We start from the raw sequence: 10,768 nt of genomic DNA, 5'->3' as shown, positions 1-10,768 counted from the left end.
CTATGGGCATTCGTTCCGCCCAGCGGAACGAATGCCCACAACGGGTTGTTACTGGTCGCCCAGCTTCGTGTCCCGGCCGACCTTCTCCCACGCGGTCAGGTCCGCGCGGACCTGGTCCAGGTGCCCCAGGATCGTGTCGATCGAGTCGTCGCCCAGCGCCAGCCGCAGCGGGGTCTCCTCCGCGTCGAGGGCCTTGAGGACGGCCGCCGCCGCCTTCGCCGGGTCGCCCGCCTGCGTGCCGCCACCCGTCTCCACGTACGCGCGCGTCGCCCCCACCGTGTCCGCGTAGTCGGCGATCCCGTCCCCGCTCAGGCTGTGGTTCCCGAACAGGCTCGTGCGGAAGGCGCCCGGCTCCACGATTAGGACGTCGATGCCGAGCGGACGCACCTCGGCGGCCAGCGCCTCCGACATCCCCTCCAGGGCGAACTTCGTCGCGCTGTACGCGCCGAAGCCGGCCATCGACATCTGCCCGCCCACGCTGCTGAGCTGCACGATCGCGCCCGAGCGGCGGGCCCGCATGTGCGGCAGGACCGCGCGGGTCAGCGCCGCCGGGCCGAAGATGTGCACGTCGAAGAGCGAGCGGAGTTCGGCGTCGGCGGTCTCCTCGACCGAACCGACGTGCGTGCGGCCCGCGTTGTTCACCAGGACGTCGATACGGCCGTGCCGCTCGGTGACATCCCGTACGACCCTGTCGATCGCGGCCGTGTCGGTGACGTCGAGCGCGACCGCGTCCACCTGGTCGGGGTGGGCGGCGACCAGGTCGTCCAGGGACTCGACCCGGCGGGCGGCGGCCACGACCACGTCGCCGGCCCCGATCGCCGCCTCCGCGAAGGCGCGTCCGAAGCCGCTGTTCGCGCCCGTGATCAGCCAGACCTTGCTCATGTCCGTGACTCCCTCGTCGATGACGTCTCTCGGTGACACAACAAGCCTGTGCCACAAGGCCGTTGCCGGTCCAAGATCTGTCGTGATAGCCCATGGGCATGACCACGGATGTGCACGGGCGGGACCTGAGGTACTTCGTCGCCGTCGCCGAGGAGCTGCACTTCACCCGCGCCGCCGAGAAGCTGTACGTCTCCCAGCCCGCGCTGAGCAAGCAGATCAGGGCCCTGGAGCGGCAGCTCGGCGCCCCGCTCTTCGACCGTGACCGGCACGGCGTCCGCCTCACCCCCGTCGGTACGGCGCTGCTGCCGCACGCCCGCGCCGTGCTCGCCGCATGGACGGAGGCGGACGAGGCCGTACGGCGGGCCCGCGCGGCCGAAGAGGCCACCCTGGTCGTCGGGATGTCCACCAGCCCCGGCCGGGGCGGTCTGCTGCCCGCGATCCGCTCCCGCTTCACCGAGGCCCACCCGGAGATCCGGCTGAAGCTGCGGCAGGTGGGCTGGGAGGACCCGACGGCGGGGCTCGCCGACGGGACGAGCGACGTCGCCTTCGTCTGGCTGCCCCTGGCGGACGCCGGGCGCTACCGCTGGGTCGTGGTCGCCACCGAACCCCGTCTGATCGCCCTCCCCGAGTCGCACCCGCTCGCCGGGCGCGAGCGCGTCCGCTTCGCCGAACTGCTCGACGAGCCGTTCCTCGCCCTGCCCGCCACCACGCCCGACCTGCGCGACCACTGGCTGGCGCTGGACGCCCGCGACGGCCGGCCCCTGGTGATCGGCGGGGAGATCGCCAGTACGGACGAGACGTACGAGGCCCTCGTCGACGGCCTCGGCATCTGCCTGGTGGCGGCCGGCAACGCGCCGCTGCTCACCCGGGGCGGGGTCGTCGTCCGGCCCGTCGACGGGGTGTCCCCTAGCCGCTTCGCCCTGGCCTGGCGTGCGGACGACACCCGGCGGCTCGTCCAGGACTACGCCAGGGCTGCGGCGGCCCGCACTCTGCCCTGATTCCCTCTCGTCAACTTCCCTTCCTCCCGTCACACTTGGCGCACCGTCGGAACAGGGGGACAGATGGAAGAGCCGAAGACGCCACCACCGCCGTCCACGCCACCGCCGTCGACGCCACCGCCGACCACACCTCCGCCGCCGCCCGAGCCGCCGAGGATCTCGGGCGGGATCGAGCTCAAGGTCAGCAAGCGGTTGCTGTGGGTGGGCGGGGCGGCGTATCCGCTGCAGAACGTCGCCCGCGTCTACACCTTCACGCTCACTCCGCGCCGTGGCGAGGCGTTCGTGCGCTTCCTGAAGCGGATCGCCGTCACGATTCTGGTGGGGCTGCTGCTGGCCGCGTTCACGGACGAGCGGTCCTTCTCGTCCTACGACTCCTACGACAGTGACTCGGGCGACCTCACCCCGTTCCTGTGGTTCGTCGTCGTGTGCTGCGCGATCTACTTCATCGGCGACATGCTCAGCGTGGTGCTGGCCAGGTCCCACTTCGTCCTTGCGGTCGAGACCTCCGGCCCGTCGGTGGCGGTGGTCACCAGCCGGGACCGCGGTTACCTGATCGGGCTCGTGCGCACCATCACGGACGCCATCGAGAACCCCGAGAACGAGTTCCGCGTGCACGTGGAACAGGTGATGATCAGCAGGCCCAGCAACTACTACTTCGGCGACGCCGTGAACATGTACGGCAGCGGCAACGTGGGGATCACGAACGCATGAGCGGCGACAACTACTACTTCGGCGACGCGGTGAACATGTACGGCGACGGCAACCAGGGGATCGTGCACCACCACGGTTCCCCGGCGCTGGAGCAGGCGTTGCTGCGGGTGCTCGACCGCGTCGCGGAGTTGCGGGACAGCATCCCGGCCGAGGCGCAGGGCTCCCTCGACAGCGCGCTCCCCGCCCTCGCCCCGGGCTCCGACGCCGAGCCGCAGGCCCGGCGCAGTGCCCTCCACGTCCTCGAGGCCGTGGCGGGGATGGCCGGGAACATCGGCCAGCCCCTGCTCGACGCCACCCGCGCCGCCCTGCAACTCCTCGGCGGCTAGGGCCTGTCCGGCGGATCAGGGTCGGACAGGCCCTAGCGCCGGTAGTACTCGCCCGGCTCACCGTCGAGCATGGGGAAGACCAGTAGCCGCTCCTTGCCCTCCGAGCGGACGACCGTCAGATAGCCGGAGTTGCCGTTCTCGTGGCAGTCGGCGTCAGAGGCGTCCGGGTCGGGGGTTCCGGGGCCGATGACCAGCGGGGTGCCGGAGCCGGCCAGCAGAGCCGTCCAGGTGCAGCTGACCGCGTCCCCGGTGAGGTTGCCCTCGTCGTCCTGGCGGGGGTAGACCTGCACGTTGCGGAAGACGGGGGCGCCGATGGGGCCCTGGGTGATGGTCACCTCGTCGGTGTAGCGGTCGGCGTTCTCGCCGTAGACCAGCGGGTCGTTCTTCATCTTCCAGGTGCCGACGAGCGTCGCGGGGACGATGTCCGTACCCGTTCGCGCCTTGCGGAAGGTCGCCTTCGCCGCGCCCGAGGTCCACTCCAGGACGTCCGGGGAGCGCAGGGAGAGGGTCTGGTGGGCGGCGGCGGTGCAGCGCCCGGTCGGCACGCTGGTGGTGACGTCGGACTCACCGAGGACCACCTTGTCCTCGTCGGCGGAGACGAGCCGGGACCGGCCCATGCACAGGTGCTCGTCGGCCACCTGGACGTACGTGGCAGCCTTCGCGTTCGCCGCGCCCTGCGTGAGCTCGATCCGGACGGTCTCGCGGGGGTGGTCGGCCGAGCCGCGCAGTACGCCCTCCCAGGCGCCGAGGAAGGCGGCGGGAACGATCCCGGCCGGGCGGGGTGCCACGCTGCCGGTCCCGCGGGCCCGGTTCTTCTGCTCGTCGATGCCCCTGTCCGGGGCCGGCCAGAAGACGTACGTGGCGGTGGCCGCCGCGGCGACCACGAGGGCCGTGGCGGCGGCGATCAGGCCGGTGCGCCGCCGCTCGGGCGCCTTCGGGGCGGGCGGGGGTGTGGGGTCGCCGGGACCGGCCGGGGTGCCGTCGGTGGACGTCGCCTCCGCCTCGGCCTCCAGGACCCGCGCGGCGTGCCGCCCGAGGCGGGCCAGCACCTCCGCGGGCAGCCACGGGTCGGCGACCGTGATCGTCTCCACCAGCTCGGCGGCCGAGGGCCGGGCCGCCGGGTCCTTGCCGAGGCAGGCCCGCACCAGACCGGCGAGTTCGGGCGCGAGGCCCGTCAGGTCGGGCTCGTCGTGCGCGATGCGGAACATCGTGGCGTGGACGCCGCTGTCCGCCGTACCGAACGGGGAGTTGCCGGTCGCCGCGTACGCGAGGACCGAGCCGAGGCAGAAGATGTCCGAGGCCGGGGTCAGCTTCTCGCCGCGCACCTGCTCGGGGGACATGAAGCCGGGCGAGCCGACCACCGCGCCGGTGCTGGTCAGCCCTCCGTCGGTGATGGTGTCGACGGCGCGGGCGATGCCGAAGTCGATGATCTGCGGGCCGTCCACGGTGAGCAGGACGTTGGACGGCTTCAGATCGCGGTGGACGAGCCCGGCGGCGTGCACATGGGTGAGCGCCCGCGCGAGCCCGGCCGCGAGCGCGCGTACGGTCGCGGGCGGCAGCGGCCCGAACTCGTCGCCCACCACGGTGCGGAGCGACGGCCCCGGTACGTAACCGATGGCCACCCAAGGAGCCTGGGCCGCCGTGTCGGAGCCGAGGACCGGGGTCGTGCCCGTGCCGCCGACGCGCTCCAGGGCGGCGACCTCGCGGGCGAACCGCCGCCTGAACTCGTCCTGCGCGGCCAGTTCGGCGTGCACGACCTTCACCGCGACGGTCCGGCCGCCCGCCGAGCGCGCCAGGAACACCCGGCCCATCCCGCCGACCCCCAGCCGGCCGAGCAGACGGAACGGGCCGATGCTGACCGGGTCTTCCGGGTTCAATGGCTCCACGTCGAAAGAGGATGCCAGACGTGCGTTCAACCGTCGCCGCAGATCCGCAGGCCCTTGGGCGTCGCGCAGGGCAGGTGGCCGTGGGTGCGGATGACGTCCTGGCCGCTGCCCCGGTTCAGGTAGGTGAGGAAACTGGAGGTCAGCGAGTCGGCGGGGGGCTGACCCCAGGTGTAGGCGTACTCGATCTCCCGGTACGGGTACGTGGACGCGCCGATCTCGTCCACGTTCGGCACCCGGCCGTCGATGGCCACCCGGTGCAGGCCCTTCAGCCCGCTGCCGGAGCGGAGTTCGGTGTAGCCGATGGCGCCCGGAAGCTTGGCGACGGTCGACAGCACCTGGTCCGTGCTGTCGAGTTCGCAGCGTACGACCGGGGCCGACACGTCGTCCTTCGTCACGCAGTCCAGGGACGAGTTCGCGGGCTCGTTGCGGCCGAGGACCCGGCGCTGGAAGACCTCGCGGGTTCCGGAGTTGGCGTCCCGGCTGACCAGCAGGACCGGACGGTCCGGCCCGCCGGGGATCTGGTTCCAGTTGGTGATCCTGCCCTGGTACAGGCGGCGGACCTGGTCGAGGGTGAGGTTCGTGACCGGTATCCCGTCGTTGAGGACGAGGGTGAAGAGGGAGACGGCGACCATGCTCTCGCGCAGCTGTGGGTAGCCGCCGGGCTTGCGCCCGTCGGAGAGCGCCACGACGGCGGGGGAGCCCTTGCCGCTCGTGGCGCCGGCCGCCGCCAGCGCCCGTATGCCCGCGGTCGAGCCGTGCGCGTCCACCACGATGGTGGATCCCTCGCAGTCTTTCTCGTACTTCTTCGCCAGCTCCCGTACGGCCGGGGCGAACGCGGTGGAGCCGGTGACCGTGAGTGTGCCCCGGGCGCACCCGATGGGTGGTGGCTCCTCGCTTCGGACGATGATCGTGGCGAGGGCGACCACGCATGCCGCGAGGACCAGGGTGATGTTCCGGGCCGCGGGGCTGAACGTCGGTCTCCGGTCGTCGACGCTCATGCTCTTGTTGAGGTGGACCTCGACCGATTCACGCAGGCCGGTGATCCGGATCGCGCGTTCGAGGACATTGCCGGAGAGCAGGACGAGCAGCTTGAAGTACTGCTTCCGCTCGAGCGAGACCTTGGGGATGAGGACGGAGGTCTCGTGCTTGCGCAGCCCGGGACCCGCGCTCATGTCGATCTTCACCGGCTCGAAGCGCCGCAGGATCGTGGCGACGACCGCCTGTACCTCCCTGTTGCCGAAGGTGATCTTCAGCCCTCCGGAGTCGTCCCCCTCCGTGTAGTCGCTGTGGTTGATGTCCCGGAGGCCGTCGTTCTCGATCCGGAGCAGCACGAGCGTGAAGCCGTTGGCATCGCCGATCTCGCCGTCCCGCAGGGTCAGGTCGCCGGCGGTCTCGTCCGCGTCGCGGAGCGGCGTGTTGAGCTGCACGCGGTAGCCCAGCCTTCGGCCCCGCTGCAGGAAGCGCTCGTACGCGACCACACCGGCGGAGACGAGGACACCGAGGAGCGCGGTGACCACGGCGATGACGTTCTCGGCGGTAAGCCAGTCCACGCCCGAGACGGTACGGACGCGTGTGCGGTTCTGTGGGGGAGGTCGCAGGTGGCCACCTGGAGTTCTCGCTTCGTTCAACGGGGCACGGGTTGGCGGAGCATCTGTTGCCGGGGGTGAGGACCGTGGGTGTAATGGCCACGAGGGGGCTGTCGGAGAGGAACCCCATGCGTGTCGTCGAAGTGACCGCCTACGGTGGCCCTGAGGTCCTGAGCATGGCCCGTCGGCCCGAGCCCGAGGCCGGAGACGTCCCGGGACGGGTGCGGGTGCGGCTGAAGGCCGCCGGTGTGACCCAGGCGGATCTGCGGATCCGTGCGGGCCATTACGCCCATGCGGTCGGCAGTCTCAAGCCTCCCTTCGTCCTCGGGACGGACTTCGCCGGCAAGCTCCTCGATCCGGTGCCCGGCATGGCGGCCGGGACCCGCGTGGCCGGTTTCGTGCCCTGGTTCGAGGAACTGTCGGGACACGGCACGTACGCGGAGGTCATCCAGGTCGACCCGGCCTGGCTGGCGCCGATTCCGGACGACGTGGACTTCACCGTGGCCGCCTCCGTCCCCCTGGCCGCGATCACCGCCCAGCAGGGCCTCGACCGGCTCGCGCTCCCGGAGGGGGCGACGGTGCTCGTCACCGGCGCCAGCGGCGTGGTGGGCCGGTTCGCGGTCCAGTTCGCGGCGGCGGCCGGACTACGGGTGGTGGCGGTCGCGCACGAGGGCGACGAACGCGAGCTGAAGGTCCTCGGTGCCGAGCACTCCATCCCGCGCGGCCCGCTGCCGGAGGTGCTCACGAAGGTGCTGGAACTCTTCCCGGAACGGGTGGACGGTGTCTTCGACGGGGCCCTCTTCGGTCCCCCCGCCCTCGCGGCCGTGAAGGACGGCGGGGCCTTCGTCGCCCTCGCCGTCGACCTGACGCCGACGCCCGAACGGGACATCCGCGTGCAGACCGTGTTCGGCAGGCCGGACGCCGCCCGGCTGAAGGAGATCCTGGAGAAGGTGGACGAGCGGGAGCTGATCACCCGGGTGGCCGATGTCATGCCCCTGGAAGAGGTCGCGGAGGCGCACCGCAGGGCGGAGGCCGGGCACCGCCCGGGCCGCATCGTGCTGATGATCTGAGACGCGGGCTCTCGGCCCGGGGCCAGGTGTTGCTCACCTGGCCCCGGGCCCGTTGCTGTCCGCACACCTGGCCGGGGGTGCAACGAGAGCCACTGACACGCCTGTTGGGATGTGTGCCCAACCGCTGAGAGGCGGAGGAACGCCGACTGTCACAAGTGCTGGTCTAGACCTTGACAGGTCCAGACCAAAGACGCTTCGCTTGCCCTTCCCCCACGGAAGGACGAGCGCATGCTGCGACGTCTGCTCATTGTCATGTCCGCACTCTGTACCGCCGTCGGACTGGCCGTGTTCCTCCCGACGGCCACGGCCGGCGCGGCACCCGCCTGCGTGACCGCCTGGAACTCCGGGAGCGTGTACACGGGCGGCATGACCGCCTCGTACAACGGCCACAACTGGTACGCCAAGTGGTGGACCCAGAACGAACGCCCGGGCTCCGCCGACGTCTGGCGCGACGAGGGCACCTGCGGCGGTGGCGGTACGACCCCGCCCCCGTCGTCCGGATTCGTCGTCTCCGAGGCCCAGTTCAACCAGATGTTCCCGAGCCGGAACTCCTTCTACACCTACAGCGGTCTGACGGCCGCCCTCAGCGCCTACCCCGGCTTCGCCAACACGGGCAGCGACACCGTGAAGAAGCAGGAGGCCGCCGCCTTCCTCGCCAACGTCAGCCACGAGACCGGCGGCCTGGTCCACATCGTGGAGCAGAACACCGCCAACTACCCCCACTACTGCGACAGCGGACAGCCCTACGGCTGCCCCGCCGGCCAGGCCGCCTACTACGGCCGCGGCCCCATCCAGCTGTCCTGGAACTTCAACTACAAGGCCGCGGGCGACGCACTCGGCATCGACCTGCTCAACAACCCGTACCGCGTCGAGCGCGAGGCGCCCATCGCCTGGAAGACCGGCCTCTGGTACTGGAACACCCAGAACGGACCCGGCACGATGACCGGCCACAACGCCATGGTCAACGGCGCGGGCTTCGGCCAGACGATCCGCTCGATCAACGGCGCGCTGGAGTGCGACGGCAAGAACCCGGCGCAGGTCCAGAGCCGCGTGAGCAAGTACCAGCAGTTCACGCAGATCCTCGGCGTGCCGACCGGCGCGAACCTGTACTGCTGAGCCCGTCCCGTACGGCGACACCGGCACCCGGTGTCGCCGTACGGCGTGTCAGCCCCGCCAGGCGAGGAACGCGGACCAGGTGGCGGGGGTGACGGCGAAGGTGGGGCCTTCGGGGACCTTGGAGTCGCGGAGGTGGACGGAAGTCCCGGCGCGGGGATCGAAGGCCACTTCGACGCAGTTGCCGCCGCTGCTGTCGCTGTAACTGGACTTGAACCAGTGCAGGGTCTTGCTCATCTTCCTTCTCCCGCCAACCGCTCGATGAGGCCCAGTGATTCGCGAGGGCCCAGGGCCTGTGCCCGGATCTTCGCATAACGCTGGGCGTATGTACTCACCTTTGCCGGGTCGCTGATCAGCATGCTCTCGTCCTGTACGTCCAGGTAGGCGAGGCGGTCGTGTTCCGGGGTTTCGACCAGGTTCAGCTCTCCCCGGTCGCCTGCGTACTCGCCGCAGAGACCGGCGTCGAGCGGTAGCACCTGGAGGTACACATTCCGCCTGCGAGCGCGCCCTGCCAGGTAAAGCAGCTGCTCCCGCATGATCTCCTCGCTGCCGAAAGGGCGCCTCAGGACCGACTCGTCGAGGACCAGCTCGATCAGGCACGGCGGCTGCCGGTCGAACAGCACTTTGCGGGCCATGCGCATGTCGACCAGCTCCGTCACTCGCTCGGGGATGGGTACCGGATGCCCGCCCGCGATCAGCGCTTGGGCGTACGCCTCCGTTTGGAAGAGGCCGTGCACCACGTGGTGCGCGTACAGGCACAGGCCGACCGCCCTCTGCTCGATCGGCGCGTAATCCCTGAACTTCTGCGGCAGCTTCTCCAGCCGTACCAGCTCCCGCATCTCCTCGAAGATGCCCGTGCCTTCCCCCAGTACCTCCTCCAGCTTCACCAGCATCTCGTCGCTCACCGGTTGCGAAAGGGTCTCCATCGCGCTCACCGCCGCGCCGGTGTAACCCATGCGCGCCCCCAGCTGGTCCTGCGTCAGTCCTTTCTTCACGCGCATTCTCTTCGCCACCGCTGCCGCCATACGCGCCGCAGGGCCCGCCGATTCCTTGTTCTCCGCTCGCGCCATCGCGATCCCCATTCGGACTCAACCGATCTCAACCGGTCTCAACTGTTCCCCGCCGAATTCGACTGCCCACAAGGTGCGTTGGCGCAGGTCAAGGGGTTGCCGACGCGCCCTCCTCAGTCGTGGAAAACGCTAGCTGCGACGCGGGAACATGTCGTTGTGAATGCAGAGAATCGACAGGTAAACCTGGATTGGATTCCAGTTTCCGGATTCCAACTCCGCAAGGCCGGCGTGCAATTCGACGCCGTACGCGTCGACGGTGCCGACGGTCGTCGGCTCGCCGACTGGATGGGGCGGCTGACCGCCGGCGATCCCGGGCCCGTCGTCACCGAGGCGAACGGGCGGCAGGGTGTCTACTTCCTCGTCCCGGCGGGCACGACCGCCCGCCGTTCCTGGCCGCGCGGTGTGACCCGGCTCAATGGCGGGCCCGCCCATGTGAGTTACGTACCAGTACCGGCGTTGACGGGGCGGACGTGGCCGCTGGCCTGGCGGTTTCCGCCGACCGGGGCGGGGAGGTTCGTCCATCCGCTGCTCCTGAGGAGTGCGGTGACGGAGATGCTCGCAAGAGGACAGGATTCGACCTCGTTGCGTCCTACCTTCGGGGCATGAGCGAGAACACGCAGGGACAGCGTCAGGGGCAGGTCCAGCCGATTCCCGAGGGGTACACCAGCGTCACCCCGTGGATCATCGGCCACGACACCGCCGGGCTCATCGACTACCTGGAGCGTGCCTTCGGGGCCGAGGACCTGGGGCGATTCGTCATGGAGGACGGGAGGATCGGCCACGCCGAGCTCCGGATCGGGAACGGCCGGCTGATGGCGTTCGACAGCCCGCAGGGCTGGGACGCGACGCCCGCGTTCATCCGGCTGTACGTGGAGGACGCGGAGGCCGTGCACCGGCAGGCCGTCGAGGCGGGCGGTACATCGGTCACTGAGGTGACCCACCTCTTCTTCGGCGACAAGGTCGGCCGGGTCCGCGATCCGTTCGGGAACCTGTGGTGGATCCAGACCCACATCGAGGACGTCGACGAGGAGGAGATGGGCCGTCGGATGACGGACCCCGAGTTCACCCGGGCGATGGAGTACGTGTCGGGGTCCCTGGGCGGCGGGTCGTAGTTCCGGGGAGGGAG

At 70.4% G+C, this 10,768-nt stretch carries 12 protein-coding genes; 7 read left to right on the top strand and 5 right to left on the bottom strand.

Annotation, left to right across the window (positions count from 1 at the left end):
* Positions 1 to 48: 48 nt before the first annotated feature.
* Positions 49 to 882 carry an oxidoreductase gene (locus ABZ939_RS19340; protein WP_361856161.1) on the bottom strand — a complete coding sequence of 278 codons (834 nt, stop codon included), beginning with the start codon at positions 880 to 882 and terminating at the stop codon, positions 49 to 51.
* 98 nt (positions 883 to 980) lie between these two features.
* Here ABZ939_RS19340 and ABZ939_RS19335 point away from each other — a divergent pair, with 98 nt between their 5' ends.
* The 3 genes from ABZ939_RS19335 to ABZ939_RS19325 all read left to right on the top strand — a co-directional run bounded on the left by ABZ939_RS19335 (position 981) and on the right by ABZ939_RS19325 (position 2,917).
* Positions 981 to 1,880 carry a LysR substrate-binding domain-containing protein gene (locus tag ABZ939_RS19335; RefSeq protein ID WP_361856159.1) on the top strand — a complete coding sequence of 300 codons (900 nt, stop codon included), beginning with the start codon at positions 981 to 983 and terminating at the stop codon, positions 1,878 to 1,880.
* 63 nt (positions 1,881 to 1,943) lie between these two features.
* A complete protein-coding gene (locus ABZ939_RS19330) occupies positions 1,944 to 2,591 on the top strand; it encodes a DUF6232 family protein (protein ID WP_361856156.1) in 648 nt (215 codons plus the stop codon).
* The gene (locus ABZ939_RS19325; protein WP_361856153.1) at positions 2,588 to 2,917 is read left to right on the top strand and encodes a hypothetical protein; all 330 of its coding nucleotides are present in this window, start codon (positions 2,588 to 2,590) and stop codon (positions 2,915 to 2,917) included. The genes ABZ939_RS19330 and ABZ939_RS19325 overlap by 4 nt, the downstream gene beginning before the upstream one ends.
* Positions 2,918 to 2,949: 32 nt before the next feature.
* Here the strand turns inward: ABZ939_RS19325 and ABZ939_RS19320 are convergent, their stop codons facing one another.
* Entirely contained in the window at positions 2,950 to 4,803 is a 1,854-nt protein-coding gene (locus ABZ939_RS19320) for a serine/threonine-protein kinase (protein ID WP_361856150.1), read from the bottom strand.
* 26 nt (positions 4,804 to 4,829) lie between these two features.
* Complete coding sequence (locus ABZ939_RS19315) at positions 4,830 to 6,353, bottom strand: substrate-binding domain-containing protein (protein ID WP_361856147.1); 1,524 nt, start codon at positions 6,351 to 6,353, stop codon at positions 4,830 to 4,832.
* Positions 6,354 to 6,517: 164 nt separating this feature from the next.
* Here ABZ939_RS19315 and ABZ939_RS19310 point away from each other — a divergent pair, with 164 nt between their 5' ends.
* Together ABZ939_RS19310 and ABZ939_RS19305 are read left to right on the top strand one after the other, a co-directional pair.
* A complete protein-coding gene (locus ABZ939_RS19310) occupies positions 6,518 to 7,459 on the top strand; it encodes an NADP-dependent oxidoreductase (protein ID WP_361856144.1) in 942 nt (313 codons plus the stop codon).
* 228 nt (positions 7,460 to 7,687) lie between these two features.
* Positions 7,688 to 8,575 (top strand): glycoside hydrolase family 19 protein, encoded by an 888-nt coding sequence (locus ABZ939_RS19305; protein ID WP_361856141.1) that lies wholly within the window; start codon positions 7,688 to 7,690, stop codon positions 8,573 to 8,575.
* A gap of 48 nt (positions 8,576 to 8,623) precedes the next feature.
* Here the strand turns inward: ABZ939_RS19305 and ABZ939_RS19300 are convergent, their stop codons facing one another.
* Positions 8,624 to 8,809 (bottom strand): DUF397 domain-containing protein, encoded by a 186-nt coding sequence (locus tag ABZ939_RS19300; RefSeq protein WP_361856138.1) that lies wholly within the window; start codon positions 8,807 to 8,809, stop codon positions 8,624 to 8,626.
* Positions 8,806 to 9,654 (bottom strand): helix-turn-helix transcriptional regulator, encoded by an 849-nt coding sequence (locus ABZ939_RS19295; protein WP_361856135.1) that lies wholly within the window; start codon positions 9,652 to 9,654, stop codon positions 8,806 to 8,808. The genes ABZ939_RS19300 and ABZ939_RS19295 overlap by 4 nt, the downstream gene beginning before the upstream one ends.
* A 144-nt stretch (positions 9,655 to 9,798) precedes the next feature.
* On the opposite strand from ABZ939_RS19295, the gene ABZ939_RS19290 reads away from it, so the two are divergent.
* Both ABZ939_RS19290 and ABZ939_RS19285 read left to right on the top strand, forming a co-directional pair.
* Positions 9,799 to 10,248: a hypothetical protein gene (locus tag ABZ939_RS19290; protein ID WP_361856195.1), complete on the top strand. Its 450-nt coding sequence runs from the start codon at positions 9,799 to 9,801 to the stop codon at positions 10,246 to 10,248.
* The gene (locus ABZ939_RS19285) at positions 10,245 to 10,754 is read left to right on the top strand and encodes a VOC family protein (RefSeq protein WP_361856132.1); all 510 of its coding nucleotides are present in this window, start codon (positions 10,245 to 10,247) and stop codon (positions 10,752 to 10,754) included. Before ABZ939_RS19290 ends, ABZ939_RS19285 begins: the two co-directional genes overlap by 4 nt.
* The last annotated feature ends 14 nt before the right edge of the window (positions 10,755 to 10,768 follow it).

The organism is Streptomyces sp. NPDC046712, assembly GCF_040645695.1.
Taxonomy (GTDB): domain Bacteria; phylum Actinomycetota; class Actinomycetes; order Streptomycetales; family Streptomycetaceae; genus Streptomyces.
Note: the sequence above shows the minus strand (reverse complement) of the source record. Positions and strands in the feature narration are given on the sequence as shown.

What these genes read in the sequence shown, in the direction of transcription:
- ABZ939_RS19340 (WP_361856161.1), bottom strand. Translation starts at nt 882, where the DNA reads ATGAGCAAGGTCTGGCTGATCACGGGCGCGAACAGCGGCTTCGGACGC.
- ABZ939_RS19335 (WP_361856159.1), top strand. Translation starts at nt 981, where the DNA reads ATGACCACGGATGTGCACGGGCGGGACCTGAGGTACTTCGTCGCCGTC.
- ABZ939_RS19330 (WP_361856156.1), top strand. Translation starts at nt 1,944, where the DNA reads ATGGAAGAGCCGAAGACGCCACCACCGCCGTCCACGCCACCGCCGTCG.
- ABZ939_RS19325 (WP_361856153.1), top strand. Translation starts at nt 2,588, where the DNA reads ATGAGCGGCGACAACTACTACTTCGGCGACGCGGTGAACATGTACGGC.
- ABZ939_RS19310 (WP_361856144.1), top strand. Translation starts at nt 6,518, where the DNA reads ATGCGTGTCGTCGAAGTGACCGCCTACGGTGGCCCTGAGGTCCTGAGC.
- ABZ939_RS19305 (WP_361856141.1), top strand. Translation starts at nt 7,688, where the DNA reads ATGCTGCGACGTCTGCTCATTGTCATGTCCGCACTCTGTACCGCCGTC.
- ABZ939_RS19300 (WP_361856138.1), bottom strand. Translation starts at nt 8,809, where the DNA reads ATGAGCAAGACCCTGCACTGGTTCAAGTCCAGTTACAGCGACAGCAGC.
- ABZ939_RS19295 (WP_361856135.1), bottom strand. Translation starts at nt 9,654, where the DNA reads ATGGGGATCGCGATGGCGCGAGCGGAGAACAAGGAATCGGCGGGCCCT.
- ABZ939_RS19285 (WP_361856132.1), top strand. Translation starts at nt 10,245, where the DNA reads ATGAGCGAGAACACGCAGGGACAGCGTCAGGGGCAGGTCCAGCCGATT.